General features: G+C 56.9%; 19 protein-coding genes. 12 read left to right on the top strand and 7 right to left on the bottom strand.

Annotated elements, in window-relative coordinates:
- Positions 1–17: 17 nt before the first annotated feature.
- Together D3791_RS05600 and D3791_RS05595 are read right to left on the bottom strand one after the other, a co-directional pair.
- The gene (locus D3791_RS05600; RefSeq protein WP_172511536.1) at positions 18–1,676 is read right to left on the bottom strand and encodes a cytochrome P450; all 1,659 of its coding nucleotides are present in this window, start codon (positions 1,674–1,676) and stop codon (positions 18–20) included.
- Positions 1,677–1,733: 57 nt separating this feature from the next.
- A complete protein-coding gene (locus tag D3791_RS05595; RefSeq protein WP_172511535.1) occupies positions 1,734–3,023 on the bottom strand; it encodes an FAD-dependent oxidoreductase in 1,290 nt (429 codons plus the stop codon).
- 256 nt (positions 3,024–3,279) lie between these two features.
- Between D3791_RS05595 and D3791_RS05590 the strand changes: the two genes are divergently transcribed.
- The 8 genes from D3791_RS05590 (at position 3,280) to D3791_RS05555 (ending at position 11,206) form a co-directional block, all read left to right on the top strand.
- Positions 3,280–4,749, top strand: coding sequence for an APC family permease (locus D3791_RS05590; protein ID WP_172511534.1), 1,470 nt, complete (start codon positions 3,280–3,282; stop codon positions 4,747–4,749).
- A gap of 118 nt (positions 4,750–4,867) precedes the next feature.
- Positions 4,868–5,743, top strand: coding sequence for a Gfo/Idh/MocA family protein (locus D3791_RS05585; protein ID WP_172511533.1), 876 nt, complete (start codon positions 4,868–4,870; stop codon positions 5,741–5,743).
- 95 nt (positions 5,744–5,838) lie between these two features.
- Positions 5,839–6,807 carry a cyclase family protein gene (locus D3791_RS05580; RefSeq protein ID WP_172511532.1) on the top strand — a complete coding sequence of 323 codons (969 nt, stop codon included), beginning with the start codon at positions 5,839–5,841 and terminating at the stop codon, positions 6,805–6,807.
- Positions 6,804–7,715, top strand: a complete 912-nt coding sequence (locus D3791_RS05575) for a hypothetical protein (RefSeq protein ID WP_172511531.1) — start codon at positions 6,804–6,806, stop codon at positions 7,713–7,715. The genes D3791_RS05580 and D3791_RS05575 overlap by 4 nt, the downstream gene beginning before the upstream one ends.
- An 8-nt stretch (positions 7,716–7,723) precedes the next feature.
- On the top strand, positions 7,724–8,686 hold the full coding sequence (gene iolC / locus D3791_RS05570; protein ID WP_172511530.1) for a 5-dehydro-2-deoxygluconokinase: 963 nt from the start codon (positions 7,724–7,726) through the stop codon (positions 8,684–8,686).
- Between the two features lie 78 nt (positions 8,687–8,764).
- Positions 8,765–9,904, top strand: a complete 1,140-nt coding sequence (locus D3791_RS05565; protein ID WP_172511529.1) for a Gfo/Idh/MocA family protein — start codon at positions 8,765–8,767, stop codon at positions 9,902–9,904.
- Complete coding sequence (locus D3791_RS05560; protein WP_172511528.1) at positions 9,901–10,905, top strand: sugar phosphate isomerase/epimerase family protein; 1,005 nt, start codon at positions 9,901–9,903, stop codon at positions 10,903–10,905. The genes D3791_RS05565 and D3791_RS05560 overlap by 4 nt, the downstream gene beginning before the upstream one ends.
- Before the next feature lie 76 nt (positions 10,906–10,981).
- Positions 10,982–11,206 carry a hypothetical protein gene (locus D3791_RS05555; RefSeq protein ID WP_131089201.1) on the top strand — a complete coding sequence of 75 codons (225 nt, stop codon included), beginning with the start codon at positions 10,982–10,984 and terminating at the stop codon, positions 11,204–11,206.
- Positions 11,207–11,554: 348 nt separating this feature from the next.
- On the opposite strand, the gene D3791_RS05550 is transcribed toward D3791_RS05555, so the two are convergent.
- Complete coding sequence (locus tag D3791_RS05550) at positions 11,555–12,616, bottom strand: YeiH family protein (RefSeq protein ID WP_172511527.1); 1,062 nt, start codon at positions 12,614–12,616, stop codon at positions 11,555–11,557.
- Positions 12,617–12,688: 72 nt separating this feature from the next.
- Between D3791_RS05550 and D3791_RS05545 the strand changes: the two genes are divergently transcribed.
- Complete coding sequence (locus D3791_RS05545) at positions 12,689–13,609, top strand: LysR family transcriptional regulator (protein ID WP_172511526.1); 921 nt, start codon at positions 12,689–12,691, stop codon at positions 13,607–13,609.
- Between the two features lie 83 nt (positions 13,610–13,692).
- On the opposite strand, the gene D3791_RS05540 is transcribed toward D3791_RS05545, so the two are convergent.
- Positions 13,693–15,033 (bottom strand): MFS transporter, encoded by a 1,341-nt coding sequence (locus tag D3791_RS05540; RefSeq protein ID WP_022876170.1) that lies wholly within the window; start codon positions 15,031–15,033, stop codon positions 13,693–13,695.
- 155 nt (positions 15,034–15,188) lie between these two features.
- On the opposite strand from D3791_RS05540, the gene D3791_RS05535 reads away from it, so the two are divergent.
- Genes D3791_RS05535 through D3791_RS05525 form a run of 3 tightly spaced genes read left to right on the top strand, consistent with a single transcriptional unit; the run spans position 15,189 to position 18,702 of the window.
- Positions 15,189–16,061 (top strand): shikimate dehydrogenase, encoded by an 873-nt coding sequence (locus D3791_RS05535; RefSeq protein ID WP_022876169.1) that lies wholly within the window; start codon positions 15,189–15,191, stop codon positions 16,059–16,061.
- On the top strand, positions 16,061–17,914 hold the full coding sequence (locus D3791_RS05530; RefSeq protein WP_172511525.1) for a bifunctional sugar phosphate isomerase/epimerase/4-hydroxyphenylpyruvate dioxygenase family protein: 1,854 nt from the start codon (positions 16,061–16,063) through the stop codon (positions 17,912–17,914). The genes D3791_RS05535 and D3791_RS05530 overlap by 1 nt, the downstream gene beginning before the upstream one ends.
- A gap of 17 nt (positions 17,915–17,931) precedes the next feature.
- Entirely contained in the window at positions 17,932–18,702 is a 771-nt protein-coding gene (locus D3791_RS05525; protein ID WP_022876167.1) for an IclR family transcriptional regulator domain-containing protein, read from the top strand.
- A gap of 15 nt (positions 18,703–18,717) precedes the next feature.
- Here the strand turns inward: D3791_RS05525 and D3791_RS05520 are convergent, their stop codons facing one another.
- From D3791_RS05520 to D3791_RS05510, 3 genes are all read right to left on the bottom strand, one after another.
- Positions 18,718–19,959 carry an aminotransferase-like domain-containing protein gene (locus tag D3791_RS05520; RefSeq protein ID WP_172511524.1) on the bottom strand — a complete coding sequence of 414 codons (1,242 nt, stop codon included), beginning with the start codon at positions 19,957–19,959 and terminating at the stop codon, positions 18,718–18,720.
- Between the two features lie 141 nt (positions 19,960–20,100).
- Positions 20,101–20,958, bottom strand: a complete 858-nt coding sequence (locus D3791_RS05515) for a hypothetical protein (protein ID WP_172511523.1) — start codon at positions 20,956–20,958, stop codon at positions 20,101–20,103.
- 12 nt (positions 20,959–20,970) lie between these two features.
- Positions 20,971–21,357, bottom strand: coding sequence for a helix-turn-helix domain-containing protein (locus tag D3791_RS05510; protein ID WP_022876164.1), 387 nt, complete (start codon positions 21,355–21,357; stop codon positions 20,971–20,973).
- Positions 21,358–21,444 lie beyond the last annotated feature (87 nt).

Raw genomic sequence — 21,444 nt, 5'->3', positions numbered from 1 at the left:
CCAAGCAAAGCGGGTTGCTACGACAGCGTGACAGGCATCTTGTCATATGCGACTAGTCGGTCCGTGATGACGCGGATTGGCTCCTGAGCAATCGTGACTTCGGTAAATCGCTCCGCAATCATTGTGAAGATGATGTCAATTTCAGCACGGGCAATCAACTGACCTGCACAACTATGTGTACCCAAACCGAAGGTAAGGTTTCGGCTCGCATCGATCGGCCGTGTGAAATCAAACTCGTGCGGGTTGTCAAAAATTTTCGGATCGCGGTTCACGGCCCCGATAGGGAATTTGACCATTGAACCAGCCGGAATGGAGACGCCCGCAATTTCGATATCCTGGGTCGGGAATCGGGTAAGCAGGAGTTCGACGGGATTTAGCCGAGCGATCTCGTTGACAATCTGTTCGCGGGCTCCTGGATTATCCCGGTACTCTCGAAGGACTTCTGGATGCTCGGCGAAGATCTCAAGTCCGGCTCCCACTAGATACGCTGGATTCGGTGCGCCTGACATGTAGAAAAGGACCATATTTTCCAGGACTTCTCGTTCGGTGATTTCACCCCGTTTGCTTGCCGCTAGGAGCTCATCTGCCAGACCGTTGCCTGGATTCTCTTCCTTTTCCTTGAGCAGCTTCGCGGTAGTGTTGAACATGTAGTCCAAGCTTTCGATGGATTGTTCGCGCGTTTCTGGGGCCGGATCAGTTGCCTGAATCAGCATTGCATTCCACAGCGCCCAGAACAGAGGCTCTACTTCGCCGTCCGGGAATCCCAGTACTTGCGCCATAGTTGTATGAGTCGGAACAACGCCCAAATCAAAGTGGCCGTCGATTACCTGTCCGGGCTTGTACCCAGCGAGAATTCCCTCCATAGAAGTCTTTGTCGCCCCGACCCACTGCTTGATCAGCTTCGGGGTGAACCAGCGAGAAAACAATCGACGTGCCTTTGTGTGATTAGGCGGGTCAAGAGAGAGAACGGTATTTCCAAAAGCCTTCCATGGATTTTCTTGAATCCAATCTGGTTCACGGATGCTCATGCTTGGTTCTTTGACGAATTTCATCGCCTCATCGTAGCCAAGAACGACGAATGTCCTGTCGTCAGTCTGATGAACGGGACCCAGTTCGCGAGCTGCGTCGTACCAGGGATGAGGATTTTTCTGGAAGTCTTCGTTGCTCCATGGGAACAGGTCAGAAGAGTGTGAGCTTTTTTCCACTTGTTCGGTCTCGCCTTCGGCATCGAGGATGGGCAGGATCTCGTTCGTGAGCCATTCTTGGGCAACCTGTGCGGGATCGAGTCCGGTCACTGCGTCATGCGTTCCGGTTGGCCCGATTTGTTCAGCTCCTAGGTCGACCAAGAGCGTAGATACTGTTGCTACCGCATTGTTGTAGTTTTCGTAGGTGCGATCTCCCAATCCGAAAGCGGCGAACTTGAGCCCGCTTAGATCTGGGCGTTCAGCCGACAGCGCGTCGTAGAAAGGTTCTGTCGTTGCCGGCAGCCCGCCCTCGCCGTAGGTGGAAGTAACGAAAATGGTGAGTTCTGCGTTGGAAACGTCTGAAACACTGATCTCGGGTAATTCGCTTAAATTGCTCGTGAACCTCGTGGAGGAAAGTGCTGCGGCGATCTCATCTCCCACCATTTCTGCGTTTCCGGATTCTGTTCCATACCAAACGTTGACTTGAGTCATCGGTGTTTCCTTTTGTGATTAGGTGTCGGTTGATTTGTACGGTGAAGCAAAGAGTTATTAGCTGCGCGTCTGTGCGACTACGTCGCTCATTTCGGACCATGATGTGAACTTTTGCCTGATGCGACCGGGCCGTGCCCTAGTTATTTCAGCTTCATCAATGGCTTTCCAATCAGAAAATGAAACCGGAGTTTGAGTCAGGAATGGTGCAACCCCGGCCAAACCCGTGAGTTCGGATTGTTTTCCCACCTTTGCGGCGACCAGTTGCGCAGTCTGTTTTGCAAGCGCTCGGTTTTCGGCGAGGTTTCCTAGCCGGCCGGTAGCACACCCGCCGGTGCGAAGTACATTGTCGGCAGGAACTTCGCCAAAACCGATACGACGCTCTTCGAAGCCAATCGCTGCAATGACAGCCGATGCCCGAAAGGACGTTTTGGGAGACTCGGCGGACAGGTGAGCGTCAGATGTTCCATTTTGCGTTCTGACAATTAGTTGATTGTCATAGGCATTGTCTTCCTGGAGGTCGATTTCGCGCAGTTTCTGGTTGAAAAAAACTTCGACGCGAAGTGGTTGATGGCGCGTTGGCCCCGAGGATGTGTCAGTCTCTTCCGTGGAGCGTCTTCCGTCCAGATAGACCTCAACACCGGGGATGGAGCACAGCTCCTTGAACATCGACGGATCCCAACGAACTTGTTCGTAGGGGCTTCGGGAGAGCAACGTGATGCGAGTAATTTTCGACGGTGCTAACGCTTCTCGAGCCGCGTCATCGACATCCGATCCGTCAAAACCTTCATCGGACTTGGCGAGTAATCTCGCTACATCCATTGCGACATTTCCTGAGCCGATGATGAGAACAGAATCGCCTAATTCCACAGTTTCTCTTGTGCGCAGGTCACTGTCTGGATCGGCGTTGAGGTAGCGAAGCAGCTGGCTGGCGCCCCAAACCTTGGCACCGGGGTGGACCGGCACGGGAAGTGCCCGTTCAGAAGGAAGCCCTGTCGCTATGACTACAAAATCAAAGTTTTCCTGGAGGACCTCAAAAGGGAGATCTTGCCCGATTCGAACGTTGCCTACGAATTCGACTTGGTTCGATCCGAATAACCGCTCAAACTGCCGAGTCACGTTTTTCATTCCTTGATGGTCAGGAGCCACTCCGTAGCGTAAAAGTCCGTATGGAGTAGGTCTGGCTTCGAAGACTGTAATTCGTACTTCGGGGACACATTTGAGCATCGCAAGTGCGGCGAAACATCCGGTTGGGCCGGATCCAACAATCGCAACATGGGCTGAAATTTTTTCATCATGATGTCCACCGTCCGGCCTGACGCCTGACAAATAATTTGTATAAATGGACATAATATCTCCTAATGAAACTACAGGTAATTCTTGCATCTATGTAGAACATGATTCTTGATTACCACAACGCTACCTAACGTTCGTTAGGATGTCTAGGGTGAATTTTTCGGGGCTCGTAAACGTCTTGTAAACAAAAACAAACAACCTCTTCCCTAACTTACGGTCGTTAGGTAGTGTGGTGGCCATCGCACCGGTGCTTCGCATCACACGACCGGCAAGTGCGGTTCGTTTCCTCCCTCTCTCCAAGGAACCCACCATGACTAAAACATCCAAGGATGTAGCGGCGTTGTCTTCACAACTCCCGTCATCAAATACTCGATTGTCAGGAAACCTAGGGGCAACGTCGCTAGTTCTGAGCGTCCTCGCCTTTTCCGCTCCCATTGTGACCGTTTCGGGCTATATCGCCTTCGCAATTGGCTTTGTAGGCGAAACGGCGCCTCTGGCCTGGGTTGTGGCGACTATCGGTCTAGCGATCTTTGCGGTTGGCTATACCACCATGACTAAGCACATCAAACGCCCAGGAGCTTTCTACGCCTACATTTCACTGGGGCTCGGGAAGACGCTTGGACTTGGCGGAGCATACCTAGCAACAGTTTCCTACATGCTGATTACGGTTGGCATCTACACATTTACCGGGACAATGGTTTCTTCCGCTGTAGAAGCCCTAGGTGGACCAATTATCCCGTGGTACGTGTGCACTGCAGCCAGTTGGATTGTCATCACCGTCCTTGGCCACTTCCAAATTGAACTTTCCGCCAAGGTACTGGGCATCGTCATGGTCCTGGAGATTATCTTGGTAGCAATTTTCAACGTCGTCGTTCTCAGCAAGGGCGGTGAAAGTGGGCTGTCAGTTGAGCCCCTGAACCCAGCCAAGTTCTTGAATGCCGGTACGGGTATGGCATTGTTGTTTGCCTTCGGAAATTTCGTCGGATTTGAAGCAACTGCCCTGTATCGAGACGAAGTTCGAAATCCAGGAAAGACGATTCCTCGGGCAACGTATATGGCTGTCTTCCTCATCGGCGGGTTCTACGCGATTTCTGCGTACTCAATGATTACCGCCTATGGACCAAGCGCGGTCTCGCATGCGGTTGATGACCCAACAACGATGTTTGATTCAGCGATGGCAACTTACGTCAGCAGCAGCTTGGCCACAGTGACGCTGGTTTTGGTAGCAACTTCAGCGCTGGCATCAGTGCTATCTACACACAATGTGGTTGCACGATACCTTCAGAACCTCGGTGCAGATCATGCTCTTCCGAGCTTCTTGGCTGCTGTACACCCGGTTCACAAGTCGCCATACAAAGCGTCGGTAACAAACTCTGTTCTGGTCGGCGTACTTCTCATTCTTGGTGGGCTCATCATTCACGACGAGGACCTAGTTATCGGAACTGGCAGTGGCTTGGGAACGGCAGGGGTCTTGTCCCTGATGGCCTTGGTGAGTTTTGCAGTAGTCCGATACTTCGCTATTGCTGGCCTTCCGGCTGGTGAATCAGTGTGGCGGGTGAAAACTGCGCCTCTGATCGCCGCATTCATTCTTTGTGCAGTCGTGGTGTTTGCCCTTGTTCGATTCGATCTTCTCGTCGGCGGAGAGCCAGGAGAACGGCTTTGGCTCCTGCTGATCCCGATCCTGTTCATCAGCGCGGGCTGTCTGGTTGCGATTCGGATGAAACGTATGCATCCCAATTTGTATGGCTGCCTTGGCCGTGCAGAAGGTGACCGATCCTAGCGGAGCTTTCAAGCTCGGAAATTTGAAGTGGGCTGAAACGTTCATGGAATTCATTGCATTGCGGAAGATGTCGACTGTCTCCGCAATGAACAGAAACAACAAAAGAAAGTAGGACTAAATGTCTGCAGTAAAAATTGGACTCGTTGGTGCTGGCCCGTGGGCAAAGATTTTTCATGCGCCAATGATCACCGGAGGCCCCGAAGCGGAGCTTACGGCTGTCTGGGCTCGTCGACAAGAAGCTGCCCAGGAAATCGTTGATGAGTTCGGAGGCGTAGTCGCCGGCTCCTTCGAAGACTTGGTTGAGTCCGTAGATGCAATTGTCTTCGCCGTCCCGCCATTCATTCAGGCGGAGCTGGCGGCAAGGGCCGCACCGGCCGGCAAACCGATGCTGTTGGAAAAACCACTTGGTGTGGATCTTGAACAGGCTGAGCAATTAGCGCGCACCTTGAATGAAGCCAACGTAGCTACGCAGGTCATGTTCACTAACCGGTTCAGCCCACGCATTCGTGAATTCTTGGCTGATGCGCGGAAACAGAAGCCGATTGGCGCTGTTGGAAGCTACATCAACCAGGCAGCACTTCCAGGTGGCACTTTTGCAACTCCTTGGCGAATTGAAAAAGGCGGCCTCCTCGATCTTGGGCCGCACGTTTTGGACACCTTGGACGCGGCAGTTGGGCCTATTACCCAAGTTCGCGGTGAAGGCGACCCGCAGCGCTGGTACATCTTGTCGGTTACTCACGAGAACGGGGTGTTGAGCCAGGCCGCATTGTCGCTCACTAGCCCCGTCGTCGCTGACGTAGCCGGCGTCAAGGTGTATACCGAAGACGGCGAACTCGAATGCGAATTCGTGGGCAAAGACGGTGACCCTGAGACGCCTCACGTTATTCGCCGAGAATTCGCCGAAGTCGTAAGGTCTGGCAATTCTCACGAGATTGACGTGAATCGAGCCCTCTATATCCAGCGATTGCTTGAACAAGCAAAGACCGCCAACTAGGTAATTCGGATTGCCTGGCGCCATAGGCGGTATCCGAAGATTTACAAAATTGGACGCGGGCCCTTGATGGCCACTCAAATTTGAAAGGTGGACACATGTCTCAGAACGTCATTGCCACTACTATCAACGAACTGCTTGGCCCGAACGCGCCGAAGAATTGGGGCAAGTGGGGCGAGCAAGATGAGGTCGGCAGCCTCAATTACTTGGATGCAGCCCAAATTCTGAAAGGAATTGCATCAGTCCAGTCCGGTGAGGTTCATACGCTTCAGGTACCCATCGGTGACCCCGACCTTCCTGATCCGGTGTGGCCCGGCCGTGAGCCCGCAGTACGTACCCCAGTCATGGACGAAGGTTATTTCATCAGGGGTGAAGAAGAAGAACCGTCCGATGGCCATCATTGGGCGGACGACAAGATCGAAATGTTCACGCAGGGGTCGACGCAGTACGACGCGCTAGCTCACTACTGGTACGACGGCAAGGTCTGGAATGGTTATCCGGCGGAAAGCACTGTGGGCGAATTGAGCAAGGCATCGGTACTGCCAATTGCTGAACGCGGTGTCGTTGGCCGAGGTGTTCTGATCGACGTGGCGCGTGCCCGCGGCAAAGATGCGCTTCAACGCGGTGAAACCATCACTCTGCAAGATCTTTTGGATGTCGCCAAGCTTCAAAATATCGAAATTTCCAATCGCGACATATTGCTGATTAGAACCGGCTGGATTGGCTCGTACTATCGGACCCAGAGCTCTGAGTTCTTTGACGATTGGAACGAACCAGGATTGATCTACAGTCCCGAACTAGTGGATTGGTTCCAGGAAATGGAAATCCCGAACTTGGTTACTGACACCATTGCGAACGAATTGAGCTTCTACCCCGGGGGACTCCAGCTTCCGCTGCATTGCGCCTTGATGCGCAATCTCGGGGTCGCCTTCACTGAACTGTGCCAATTGGATTCGTTGGCTGATGCCTGTGCAGCAGACAATCGGTGGAAGTTTCTCTACACTGCTGCGCCCCTCAAGATTGTTGGCGCAAGCGGCGCCCCAGTTAATCCGGTGGTGATCCGATGAGCGCTCATATCGAAGAAACAAGCTACGAGACAAATGTCGATCCTGTCCCACGTGGCCCAATCGATGTGTTCCGTGATGAGTACGGAATGTTCAGTATGGTCGCAGTAGATCAGCGAGGCTCGCTACGTCACATGCTGAGTGAAGGCCGGCAGGGTGCTGCAATTGCGGACGATGAATTGTCCAGTTTCAAGACTGACTTGGCTCTGGCTATCGGGGACCAGGCAAGCGGCCTATTGCTTGACCAAGATTACGGGCTAGAAGCAGCGAGAAACGCACAGTGCCCGGTAATCCTGGCCGCCGATATCTTGAGCTCCAGCCAGCCTGGTGATCCCATGGACATCGCTCAACTTGATGATTCTGTGACTCTCGAAACTGTTCAAGCTTTTGGCGCGAAGGCTTTGAAGTTTCTACTGCCCTGGCAGCCCAACCGCAGAACCGAAGCCGTCGAGCTTGCTCATGCCTTCATGGAGCGGTGCCGCGAGTTTGGAATTCCGGGAGTGCTCGAGGGCGTTGTCAGGCCACGCGAGGGGCATCTGGAATCGGCCGAAGGCTTCTCGGAAGCGCTCATCATGGCCGCATCGGACCTGTCAAAGGTGCAGCCAGACCTATATAAGACCGAGGTCCTCTATGGTGGCGAACAAGATCGAGCACTGGCAGTAGCAACAGCCAAATCAATCACTCGCGAACTTGACTGCCCTTGGGTTGTTCTTTCCTCCGGCGTTTCTGCCGAAGAATTTCCTGAAGCGGTTTTGGCAGCAGTGACGGGTGGAGCAAGCGGGTTTCTGGCTGGTCGGGCTGTTTGGAGCCGTGCAACGAGGGCGGCAGATCCTGGCGATTACCTGCGCTCTCATGCGCCAAAGAACTTGCAATCAATAGCAGAGCGAATTCGAAAGACAGAAGAACGATGAACAACAGGATGGACCAAAAAGCCGATGTCGTGGTGATAGGTCGAGTTTGCATCGACCTGTATCCGGAACAATTCGGAGTCGGGCTTGAGGAAATCACCAGCTTCAGCAAGTCGATTGGAGGCAGCGCAACGAACGTTGCGGTAGCTGCAGCACAGCTCGGAAATTCCGTACGGCTGATCAGTCGCGTCGGTGACGACCCGTTCGGGGAGTATGCCAAAAATGAAATTGCCCGCCTTGGTGTAGACAACACGGGGATAACAGCCGTAGCCGGAATGAAATCGGTGCTGACTTTTTGCGAAGTCTTCCCACCGGATAATTTCCCTCTGTATATCTATCGCGAGCCTACTGCTCCGGATATGTACATTAATGGTGACGAACTGCCTTTGGACCTCATTGCGAAGAGCCCTATTTTCTGGGCAACCGCCACGGGCTTGTCTAAGGAACCGACGCAGTCTGCCCACATCATGGCCTGGGAAAAACGCGGGCGTAAGCCCAACACCATCTTGGACCTGGATTATCGTCCGATGTTCTGGAAAGACGAGGACCAAGCGCACCAAGCCGTTTCCACGGCGCTGGACCATGTCACGGTGACAGTTGGAAATCTCGAAGAGTGTCGAGTTGCAGTAGGGGAAACTGACCCGGACCGGGCAACAGAGGCCTTGTTGGATCGTGGCGTGGAATTGGCGATCGTCAAGATGGGCCCCGAAGGCGTAATGGCAAGAACCCGTACGCAACGCGTTGAGTCCAAGCCGATTCCAGTAGATGTAATCAACGGCCTGGGAGCAGGTGACGCATTCGGAGGTGCATTGTGCCATGCGCTGCTCAGAGGGATGTCGTTGCAGGAAACACTGGACCTCGCTAATGCCGCAGGCGCTCTGGTCGCGACGAGACCGCAATGTTCATTGGCAATGCCGAGCTGGGACGAGCTCCATGAGTTTTCCGTTCAGGCACACGGCATTCCAGCCAACTGATGAACGACTCTGCAGGATTACCAGGTGCATTCCCATCTGATCTGCATAAAACAGAAATAACGAGCATAAGGAAAAACAATGAACGAGATTAGAGTTGCAATTATCGGTGGTGGTGGCTTCATGGGGTATGCCCACAGCCTTGGATGGGCATTGGCTCCCATCACAGCCGATGCAGGTGCAGTCGTTCGCAAGGCCGTACTTGTTGAAGCCGATGAAGAACGGGCAAAGTCGGCAGCGCAACGACTAAATTGGGAAGAATGGTCGGATGACTGGCGTGCTGTTATCGCCAGGGACGACATTGATGTTGTCGATATTGTGACTCCTCCAGGGTCGCATGCAGAAATCGCTGTGGCAGCTCTGCAGGCCGGTAAGCATGTGTTCGTCGAGAAGCCCATCAGCAATACGCTTCAGGACGCAGAGATCATGCAAGCAGCGGCCGAAAAGAGCTCATCGGTGAGCCAAGTGGGCTTCAACTATCGCCATGCAGCTGCAATTACCTTGATCAAGAACATGCTTGATGACGGGACCCTGGGCCATCCATTGCAATTCCGTGCTCACTACACGCAAGATGTCGGAGCGCTCGGACGTGTCTTGAGCGGGTGGCGCGCCAAGAAGTCTGCCGGTGGATCTGGCGTTACAGGCGATATCGGTTCTCACATCATCGATTTGGCTTCGTATCTCGTTGGAGACATTGAATCGGTTAACGCAATTGTCGGCGCAAAGAATCCGAAAAGTAACACTGCCTGGCTTTCGGACGAAGAAAGGAAAGCCGGAGACCATCTCGATGACGCGGCTTTGTGGATGACCAAATTCGAAAACGGCGCAATTGGTTCATTCGCGGCGACGGTGTACGCCTCGGGGCGCAAGAACCGGCTATTTTTTGAACTTGAATGCACGGGCGGCACCGTTGAATTTGACTGGAACCACACTGACGAAATCAAGCTCAGCTTGGTCAGCGATGACCCAGACAAGCAAGGCTTCCGGACTATCACGTTGAACGAAAATCACCAGGATTACTGGTACCCATTGGGCGGTATGGGAACGGGTTATGCAGATGATGCATCCCTGCAGCTTCAAAAGTTCGTACGTGCCATCGTCGAAGGACGGCCGGGTACGCCAGGGTTCGCGGAAGCGACACGTACTCAGCGCGTCATTGAAGCTGTAATGCAATCTGCTGATAACCACCAATGGGTAGCGGTAGACGAGGTGACGGCATGAGCCTGGACTTGAGATGGAGCACTGACATTGTCACTTTTTTCAACCCTGAATATTGGGATATGCCCGCTGAGCAGGCCTACAGCGAGTGGGAAAGAAAAGTTGACGAGGACCCTCATCGGTTCTTTGACAAAATGCTGGACGGCGCTGCCGAAGCACAACTTAGCGGCATCGAATTAGCGCCAGCACCCGGTGGTTGGGTTAATGCGTTGCGTGCTTATGGGACCGCTACTGCTTTCAAGAAGGAGCTAGACCGGCGCGGCCTCGTACTTTCATCGAGCTATGTGTTGCCGATAGCGCTCAAGGCAGTCGTGGACGCCCCAGACGCCAAGAGCAGGGCCGTTGCCCTGAACCGGCTTCATGAGGAGACGGCGCAACATGCCGAATTTCTTCGTGAGGTGGGATGCCAAACGATGATTACTAGCACCGTGCCCAGGGCAGAGTTCTCGGAAACGGCCGGAGTCGAAGCATCGGCCGATTCATTCGCGAAGCCTGCCGATCCTGATCTTATGGGATCCATCGCTGACGTGCTGGAAGGCGCAGGGAAAATTGCTTCCGAGAGCGGAGTGCATCTCGCGATTCATACAGACGCCTATTCACTGGCATCACGAGTCGAGGATATAGACACCCTGATGAGCATTACGGATCCGAATTTGGTGAAGCTGTGCATAGATGCGGGGCATATCGCTCTTGACGGAAGCGACGCGGTGAGCGTGGTTCGCAAGCATGCTCTACGTGCGCCGATACTTCATTGGAAAGACTGTGCAGCACATTTACCCCCGCACAAATTGAGCGGAACACCGATGGAACGACATGACGTGATGATCAAATCGTTCCGAGTTATGGGTGAAAAGGGAATTGTTGATTGGCGCAAATGGACCATGACTCTGAAAGAACAGCAGTGGTCTGGCTGGGGTGTAGCGGAAATCGATATGTCTGTTGATCCGATTCGTGAAATTCGTGAAGGAATCGAATACTACGATTCTGAACTCTCCCAGAATTGATCACTAATGTTCCGGTCTCTTAAGGCAGTTCGGTAATTTCATAGTGCCTGAAGAGCAAGGGTTAAGAGGCATCACCATGGCTTACGAAGATGTAGTCATCAATACTCTATTACGTGCTTTGGATCCCCAAGGCGTAAATGCTGCAGGCGAGCGAGGCATACCAGCCGCGGGGCGTAGCCGGCAAAATGACGAAGAAGTCGTCGAGAGAGAAGATCATGTAGATTTCGAATTCCTTGCCACTCCTGCGGAAAGGATTTTGTCGTTCTTCAAGAGACAACATCGCGAGATAGCGTCTGACTAAACGACAACGGAGCCAGAGGGTTAGTGGGAAAGGTTTACAGCGGACCGGCTTGGTGCGCCATCGTGATCCTTGGTCTTAAAGTGCGCAGCAAAGGGACTTGTCCAGGATTCAGAGCTTCGGATGATCGAGTTCTGAATTCAGGCAAGTTCCTTTGCCGCATTCTCTGGGGACTTCAAGAGGCAAAGTCGTGCCGCTCCCAGAAGGCGACCCGCAATCCGTGATGAAGGGTCCTAAAAGACAACTTGGCTTAATATTTGCCAATAGAACTAGCGCGTCAATATTGGCTTTTGGCCAAGGCCCGTTTCGAGGAAAGTCTCGCGTGGCCGACGTCCTCTGCTGGCTACAAAACTAGGTCGGCGGGAAAAGCACGGTTCCGCTGGCTGCCATAATGATGATGATGAGCGTTGCGATCAAGCCCAGAAGCAGCGCCTTGATCCCGGTAGTGAAGATGCTGCGTAGGTTCACGCCGAGCCCGAGTGCGAACATCGAAGCCGATAGGAGCAGCGTCTGCACCATCGAGGCGCTGTCGAGCAATGCTCCGGGCAGGTCGAGGGTGGTTCGCAGGAGCATCGTTGCCAGGAACCCGAGGATGAACAGCGGCACCAAGGGCGGATTCTTATCGCCATGGACGCTGTGCTGGCGACGCAGATACAGTCCCACACCGGCAACGACCGGGGCGAGCAAGAGGACTCGCGCTAGTTTTACGGTGACGGCAACAGCCAGCGCCGCGGCGGATACCGATCCGGCACCGGCCACGACCTGGGCTACCTCGTGGGTGGACGCCCCGACGAGCATCCCGATGCCTCGATCATCCAGGCCCAAGAGCAGGCCAAGTGCCGGCATCGCAGGAATCATCAGCGTTCCAAAAAACACCACAAGCCCTACCGCCGTGGCTACCTGATGCTCCTTGGCTTTGATGGTTCCTTCCGCGCCAGCCACCGCAGCCGCACCACAAATGGAAAGACCGATGGCGATCAACAGCCGTTGTTCAAGATCCAGGCCCATCAGCTTGCCGATCCATGCGGTGAGCAAAAACGTGATGGTGACCGAGGCGAGTACCACCAGCAGCACTCCGGGGCCCAGGGCGAGAATGGATCCCAGCGACAGCTGGAATCCCAAGAGGACGATGCCCATCCGCAAGAGCTTCTTCGCTGAAAGCCCCACCCCGGCATCAAGCACGTGGGGCACCGGCGCGAGGTTGCGCCACAGGGCACCGAGCACGATGGAGATCAACAGTGCGCTCACCGAGCTGAGGTAATGGCTGATCAGCATGCATAGCGCACCGACCACCAGGCAGAGCAGGATTCCAGGGGCTGGTCCTGCTAGTAGCCGGCGGGTTGCGGTGATTCTGGCGGAGGGGCGGGTACCAGCAGCGGGGTGTGCGCTGGTCGAGCCGGGGGCGGGGTTCATGCCTGCTATTCTTCGCCAGAAGCCGATCCTGCGGTATTCATCTTCTGGCCATCACAGGCATATGATCATGATATGGATAGCGATGTGCCGGTACGGCAGAGCATGGCCCATTGGCTGCAACTTTCCTCATTGGAGTTGCTGGTGGGCATTGCGGACCATGGGAGCCTGAGCGCCGGCGCTCGGGCGGTCGGCATGGCGCAGTCCAACGCCTCCAGGGCGCTGAAAACCCTAGAACGCCGGCTGGGATATGCGCTGGTGGCCAGGAAAACCAGCGGGTCCACCCTGACCGCAGAAGGCGTGCTCACCGTCCAATGGGCGCGTGAAGCGCTCGCCGGGCTCAATGCCTTTGCCGCCGGGGTGCGTTCCCTGGCCGAGCACGGCCAGACGGAACTGGAATTCGCAGCCAGCATGACCGTGGCCGAGTACCTGGCGCCCTCGTGGATCGGCCAGCTGCATGAGCAATTGCCCAGCGTCACCCCGCGGATGAGGATCATGAATTCCCACGACGTGATCCAAGCGGTTGAACTGGAGCAGCTGGGCTTCGGCTTTGTCGAAACACCCCATCTGCCCTCCGCGCTTCAAAGCCGTGAAGTCTTCCGCGACGAAATGCTGATCGTGGTGGCCCCTTCCCACCCTTGGGCCGCCCGGAAGCATCCGGTAACTCTCGAAGAGCTGCAAGAGACAGCACTGATTGAACGCGAGGAAGGTTCAGGCACCAGGGCGTTCCTGGATTCCCTGGCAACAGCCGAACGTGCCAAGCCGATTGCGGAATTCAACAGCAATGCCACGATCGGCCAGCTGGTGGCCGGCGGGATGGGGCCTGCGGTGCTGAGCCAGCTGGCAGTCGAAAGCCAGATCAAGCAGGGAACCCTGGTGGAAGTTCCGTTTGCCGGGCCGGCCTTGATGCGCAAATTATGTGCCATTTGGCGCAAGGAACGCGTCTTGAATCCCAATGAGCGCACCCTGTTGGAGATCGCCATCAGCGCCCGCTGAACACGGCCCTTAACGGCATCATCCCGGATCGAGCATGGCCGCGGTGCGCGGAGCCACGTCCGATCCGGGGCACCAGAGGGAGCCTAGGAAGCAACCTTTTCTATGGTGTGGCCCAGCTGCTTGGTGGGAACCCGATAGGTCTCGCGTGCAGTCAACGCCGAGAGCGAGGATATGACGGCGATCGCCGCGGTGAACAGGCTGATCTGGACCCAGCCATTGGCTTCGAGCCCGCCCAGGGCGGCGACGATGGACGGCGCGAAGCCCGCCATCAGGAAGCCCAGCTGGGTGCCGATAGCCAGCCCGGAGAAGCGCACCTGCGAGGAGAACATCTCTGCGTAGAAGCTCGGCCAGACCGCGTTCGCCGCCGCATAGGCGCAGGAGAACACCAGCACCGAAAGGGTGAACTGCAGCAGCGCGTTGCTCGACTCCATGGACCGCAGGTAGAACGGCATGATGGCTGCCGAACCCAGTGCGCCGTAGATGAACACCGGCTTGCGGCCGATCTTGTCTGCCAGCATGCCGAACAGCGGCTGCGAAATCAGCGCGCCGATATTGCCGGCGACCACAAGCCACAGGGTAATGGATTCGTCCATATTGCCGATGACCTTGCCGTAGGAAATCGCCAGGGTGCCATACACGGTGGACACGGCGGCGATGAATGCGCACAGCACAACGCGCAGCACGTCCTTCCAGTGGAAGCGCAGCAGCACGGCCAAAGGCAGCTTGGCGATGTCGTTGTTCTTCTTGGCTTCTTCGAATTCCGGGGTTTCATGCAGCGAGCGGCGGATGAAGAAGGTGATGATCACGACGACTGCCGAAAGCCAGAACGGAATGCGCCAGCCGATGCCGAATTTGATCTCATCGGGAAGGGCGACCACCGGGATGAAGATCATCGCGGCGAGGATCTGGCCGCCCTGGGTGCCGGTGAGGGTCCATGAGGTGAAGAAGCTGCGGCGGTGGTCCGGCGCGTGCTCCAGCGACATCGATGAGGCGCCGGCCTGTTCCCCAGCTGCCGAGAGCCCCTGGCAGAGCCGGGCGAAGACCAGCAGGATCGGGGCGAGCCAGCCCACCTGCTCGAAGGTCGGCAGGCAGCCGATGAGGAAGGTCGAAGCGCCCATGAGCAGCAGGGTGAACATCAGGACTTTCTGCCGGCCGATGCGGTCGCCGAAGTGCCCCACGAAGATGGCGCCCACCGGGCGTGCGACATAGGCGAAGCCGAAGGTGGCCAGCGACATCACCGCAGCGTTGGTGTCGGTGTCAGGGAAGAAGATATGCGGGAAGATCAGAGCTGCCGCGGAGCCGAAGATGAAGAAGTCGTAGTATTCAACGGCGCTTCCCATGAAGCTGGCGATGGCCGCCTTGACCGGTGTTCTTCCTGGGCTGCCGGTGTCGGCGGATGCGTTGGGTCCGTGTGGGGATGGCATCGGGTGACTCCTCGTCGAGTGTCTAAAGAGGGTGAAGATGGTCTTTAAGTGTTCGCTATGCGTACACTTGTTCGGAATGTGTTCATTGGATTACAGTAGATGTAAATCACATCTCAGGCAATACCTGAAGTAAACAAGAAGAGCTGCGGGAGAACATGAGTACACGTGCTGAGTCTTATCTGGTCGGTCTGATCGGTGACGGCGTAATGCCTTCGCTGACGCCACCGATGCACGAACGTGCTGCCCAGGTCCATGGGCTGCATTACCTGTATCGGCCGATTGACCTCACCGAACTCAATCTTCCGGCAAGCGATATCGGGGAGCTGCTCCAAGCGGGAGCCAAGCTGGGATTTAACGCCTTCAACGTAACCCATCCTTGCAAACAACTCGTTCTCGACCACCTAGATGACATCTCGCCTACGGCCAGAGCCATCGGAGCGGTCAATACCGTGGTGATCCAGGACGGCAAATTCATCGGGCATAACACCGATGCCTCCGGATTCATCCGTGGCCTGAACGACGGGCTGCCCGGAGTCGCAAAGCGCAAAGTGCTGCAGTTGGGAGCCGGCGGAGCCGGCGCGGCCGTGGCCTACGCACTGCTGCAGGATGGCACCGAGGAACTGCACATCGTCGACCTCGATGAGGACCGCGTTGAACATCGTGTCCGCGAGCTGCGCAAGCACTTCCCGCACGCGGCAATCCATGCGGCAACACCGCAGCAGGTCCCGCAGCTGCTGGGCCAGGTGGACGGATTGCTCAATGCGACCCCGATCGGCATGCACCACCACCCGGGGCTGCCCCTGGATCTCGCCGCGCTCGAAGAACGCCACTGGGTTGCCGACTGCATCTACCGCCCGGTGGACACCGAACTCATTGTCGCCGCCCGCGACCTGGGATGCCAGGTCCTGGATGGCGGATATATGGCCGTGGGCCAAGCGGTCGATGCCTTCGAAATCATCACCGGCATCAGGCCGGAGACGCAGCAGGTCCGAAGCCACCTGCTGGAACTGCTGGACAAAGGACTGTAATGCGCACCTCGATCGCCACGGTATGCCTCTCAGGAACCCTCGAAGAAAAGCTGCTGGCCTGCGCCAAAGCCGGGTTCGACGGAATCGAGATCTTTGAACAGGATCTGTTGGTCAGCCCCATGTCGCCAGAAGAAGTTAAGGCCATGGCGCACCGTCTGGGACTGACCCTGGACTTGTTCCAGCCCTTCCGCGACTTCGAAGGAGTCACCGAGGAGGCGCTCAAAGCCAACCTGCACCGTGCCGAGGCGAAATTCCAGCTTATGCAACGCCTGGGCATGGATCTGATGCTGTTGTGCTCCAACGTCGGCACCGCCACCATCAATGACGATGACCTGTTTGTCGAGCAGATCCGCCAGCTTTCCGATCTCGCTGAAAAATACAAAGTGCGCATCGCCTATGAGGCATTGGCCTGGGGCAAATACGTTGACACCTACCAGCACTCATGGGAGGTCGTGAAGCGCGTGGATCGAGCCAACGTCGGGCTGTGCATCGACAGCTTCCATATTCTTTCGCGCGGCGATGACCCGGCGGACATCGCCAGCATTCCGGGCGAGAAGATCTTCTTCGTGCAATTGGCCGACGCACCGGTGCTCTCAATGGACATCCTCTCGTGGTCCCGCCACTACCGGCTCTTCCCCGGACAGGGCGGGTTCGCGCTGGACCAGTTCCTGGCAGAGCTCGTCCGCTCCGGATACGACGGCATCATTTCGCTGGAAATCTTCAATGACGTATTCCGCCAGTCCAATGTGGAGCGTACCGCCATCGATGGGCTTCGCTCCTTGCAGTGGTTGGGATCGAAGACGGCCCAGTTGCTGGACTCGAACTCGGAGAGCTACGCGCTGGAGCTCGAGGTGCTTCCCGGCATCCAAGACGCCACTGGATTCGACTTCGCCGAGATCAGGACTGAAGACCCCGAACGCGTGGCAGGGCTGCTCTCGCAACTCGGATTCAACTTCCGCGGCCAGCACCGGCGCAAGCCGGTGCAGCTCTGGAGCTCGGGCGAAGCCAAGATCATCATCAATTCCCAGCGCAGCCGCGGGGTGGAAGCAGCTGTCTCGGGCTTCGGCGTGCTGGTGCCGGACCCCGTGGCCAGCGGCGAACGCGGAGGCGCCCTGCTGGCGCCCCGGGTTCCTCGCCACCAAACCCATAATGAGCAGGATCTGCCGGGGTTCATCGCCCCGGATCGCACCGAAGTATTCTTCAGCTCGCTGGCCAACACCGAAAACTGGGTGCAGGAATTCGAGGATTCCGCACCGGAGGCCAACGCTGCGCCCACTGGGCCCATCTTGAATATCGACCACATCAACCTGGCCCAGCCTTGGCAATGCTTTGACGAATCAGTGCTGTTCTACAGCAGCGTGCTGAACCTGAAAGCGCGGCCGGGCACGGAAGTGCCAAGCCCCATGGGGCTGGTGCGGTCACAGGTTCTTGCGACCGGCGATTCCAGCGTCCGGCTGGCATTGAATATCGTGCCGCAGGGCCTGGAAAGCGTGATTGAACGCAACCACGAATACCCGGAACACGTTGCCCTTCGCACCGATGACATCATCGAAGTCGCCCGCACCGCGCGTGCCCGCGGCATGGAGTTTTTGCAGGTGCCAGCGAATTATTACGAGGACCTCGCCGCGCGCTTCGATCTGGATGCGCAACTGCTGGAAACCCTGAAGGATTTGCACCTGCTCTATGACCGCGATGAGGCCGGGGAATTCCTGCACTTCTACACGAAGACCCTTGGCAACATGTTCTTGGAGGTAGTTGAACGGCGTTCTAGCTACGATGGGTATGGAGCGCCAAATGCGCCGGTCCGGCTTGCTTCTCAATTCGAGAGCAATCGCTGGAGCAGGAACTTGTAAAGCTGGGGGACCAAACAGTGGCAGAGCGGCCGGATTATTTCGTTAAGTCAGCGGAAAAGACCCTGGCCGTGCTGCTGGCATTTTCGGCAGGCAACTCTGAACTGACGGTCTCCCAGGTTGCCACGGCTACTGACCAGACCCGCGCCTCGGCCCGCCGATTCCTGCTGACCCTGGTTGACCTTGGATACCTGCAGGCCCAAGGCAATGCCTTTAAGATGACCCCGCGCGTTCTGGATATTGGCGCTGCTTATCTTTCCGGATTGACCCTTCCCCAGGCCGCCGTCGGCCATCTGCAGGCGCTGGCCCGTGAGCTGGAGGAGACCGCTTCTCTGTGTGTCCTTGAAGGCCAGGACGTGCTCTATGTAGAACGCGTCGCAGCACCACGGCTCCATGCATTGAACGTGTCCATTGGCAATCGCCTGCCGGCCTGGGTGACTTCGATGGGCCGTGTGCTCATCGCCCATCTGGAGCCGGGGGAGCAGGAAGCATTCCTGCAGCGCGTGGAGCTGCAGAAGTACACCGAGCACACGGTCGCGAGCATCAAGGACTTGAAAAAGGAACTGGCAACGGTTCGCGAGCAGGAATGGTCCTTGGTCAATCAAGAACTGGATGAGGGGCTGCGTGGCCTGGCCGTTCCGGTGATCCGCGGCGGAAAGCTGCTGGGCGCGTTGAATATCTCGGTGCAGACCAGCCGGAACAACCCTGAATATATCCAGGACCAGCTGTTGCCCAGGCTTCGCCGTGCCGCCAACGACATTGCTGACGACTTCGGCGGGCGCCTGGGCTAGGCAGCCGACTGCAAACTACCGGCCATTGGCTTCGATGGCTGAGGACAGCAATCCCGACAAGCGCTGGACACCCTCGGCAATGGTCGCCTCATCGACCGAGCAGAACGCCAGGCGCAGCTTGTTATCCGCTTGGCCGCTCGGGCTGAACGCAGCTCCGGGAATGAAGATGACTCCTGCCTTCACTCCCTGCTGCAGCAGCTCATAGGTGTCGATTCCCTGTGGCAGTGTGAGCCAGATGAAGAATCCGCCTTCCGGACGCGTGTAGCTGACTTCCGCCGGCAGGTACTGGGCCAGGGCCTGGAGCATGGCGTCACGGCGGGAGCGGTAGAGATCGTTGTATTTGGTGATCTGGCCCTTCCAGTCGTGCTCATTGAGGTAGGCGCTGATGATCATCTGGTTCAGGGTTGGCGGGCATAGTGCCACCGCTTCTCCTGCCAGGTAGAAACGGCGGAAGAGATGGGTGGGGACAGCCGCCCATCCGATGCGCAGGCCCGGGGCGAAGATCTTGGAGAAGGAGCCCATATAGATGACGTTCTCCGGATCCAGGCTGCGAAGGGTCGGCGCGGCCTGGCCTTCGTAGCGGAGCATTCCGTAGGGATTGTCCTCCAGGATGAGGATGCCTTCTTCGCGGCAGATCTCCACGATTTCCTGGCGCCGCTCGGCTGCCAGCGTGATGCCCGAGGGGTTGTTGAAGTTCGGGATGGTGTAGAGGAATTTGATGTGCTCGCCGGCCGCGCGCAATTCGCGGATGCGCTCGCGCAGGGCATCGGGAATGAGTCCGTTGTCGTCGGTGCCCACTGGGCGCGCGGCGACCTGATAGGCCTCGAAGGTGTTCAGTGCGCCAACGTAGGTAGGGTCTTCGCAAAGCACGGTGTCTCCGGGGTTGCAGAACACCTTGCATGCCATATCCTGTGCGGACTGGGAGCCATTGGTGACAACTACGTCATCCACAGTGACGTTGGTGATCCCTTCGGCGGCCATGACCTCGATGATCTGCTCGCGCAGTTCAGCGGTGCCAAGGCCCGAACCGTACTGCAGGGCTTCGGGACCCTGCTCGGTGATGATGCGAGAAGTCAGCTGCGCGATCTTTTCCAAGGGCAGTAACTGCAGGAAAGGATTGCCGCCAGCCAGGGACACCAAGGAAGGGTCAAGGGACAGTTCGAAGACGTCGCGGACGGCCGACTGCTTGATGCCGGCCGCGCGGTCGGAGAGCAACGCCTCATGGGCAGTAGCGAGGGATTGTGGTGCGGCGGTCATGGTCCTCCTTGGCCAAGGCTCCGGGGATTGCCGAAGCGCGCTCCTCGCGTGCTGGCTCCGCGCGAAGACATGTTTTCGAATAGAATACTTTGGTATTCCAACAGGAAAATCAGGGCTTGGCAAGAACTTGTCTTCCTAGGTCTAGAAACTCTTGCGCCCATCCATCGTTTTACGCTCCTCGATACTGAGCTGAGCCAACGCGCCATTGATCCGCTGCTGAAGTTTTTCTGCCACAACTCGCGGCTTGCATGATGCCGGCCAGCTGTCCCTGGCCAGCGCGGCCAAGAGATCAACGCAGTCCACCGCGGCCCGGTGATGCCCGCCCCTGGAGAGATCCAAGGCTTGATCCACGATGAGCAAGGCGGCATCCAAAGTGCTGTCCGTTGCTTGTGTCGAACGCTGGGAACTCGGAGCGTAGCGTTCCTTGGATACCAGGTTTCGAACCTTGGACAGTTTCTTGGGCATGGTCTTGATGGCCCGGTAGGCGCGATTTTGCACACCCAGGAATTGCAACGGGGCCAGTCCGCCTAAGACCAGCGTAATGACGCCGAAGGTGGCAATTCGCGGTGCTCCCAAATTCGCTAGGAGGATCCCCAAACCGATGGCAACGGCTGCAAGGGCCATGGCGATCAGGAAGATTCCCCATGCGCTGATTCGCGGCTTCTGGGGCTCGGGTCGATCAGTTTTCTTTTCGGCAATGTGAGCGAGTTTCTGCCGGATCTGCGGCACATTCGGCACGCCTAGCTCGCCCTGTGTCAGTTGCTGTTGCTGGCGCCACTCACGCGTGCGCTGGCGGGCGCGCCAGACGTGGAAGATTTGCCAGCCGCCCAGTAGCGGGACGCAGGCCAGGAAGAAAACCAGCACCGCTGTCTTCATCGGCAGTCCGTGCTGGTGGAAGCCGTAGCATCCTGCCCAAGCAATCAGCGAGTAGCCAGGGAACCGTATGAGCAAGCGGTCCCACCAAACGATTTCCTGCGGCGCCCCAGCAGCCTCGTTCATCGTGTTGTCTCTTTAGTTGGTATCAGCTCGCGAATCGAGCCACGCCTGAATGGCGCTGGGGCGGATGCGCCGGTGCGTTCCGCGGTATTCCACGGGAATGGTTCCGGCATCGGCGAGCTTGCGCAGGTAGCTATTGGAAATGCCAGCCATCTGCGCAGCCTGAGAGGTGTTAAGCAGCAATTCAGGGGTGCCGATACTGACCGACTCGCCATCGGCGAAGCGTGAAAGCACCTCGATCAACGCTTGATGGGCTTCCTTGGGCAGCTGCAACGCCGTTCCGTTGACGAAGACGGTGGTGTCGTTCGATTCATCCAACGCGCGTCGCAACCGTGCTGTGGTCTTATCGTCGAGTGCCTCGAAGGTGCGGACCCTGCCCAAAGCTGAAGTTGGTGATGCCATGGGACTTATTTTGCCTGAGTTGCAGATTATCTGCACGTAATGACGGCACCGCGGAGATATTGCTCCCGGACGTCATATTGGCGAGAA

Origin of the sequence: Glutamicibacter mishrai, from assembly GCF_012221945.1 — a bacterium.
GTDB lineage: Bacteria > Actinomycetota > Actinomycetes > Actinomycetales > Micrococcaceae > Glutamicibacter > Glutamicibacter mishrai.
The sequence above is the reverse complement of the archived record's forward strand: the minus strand, read 5'-3'. Positions and strand labels throughout refer to the sequence as shown.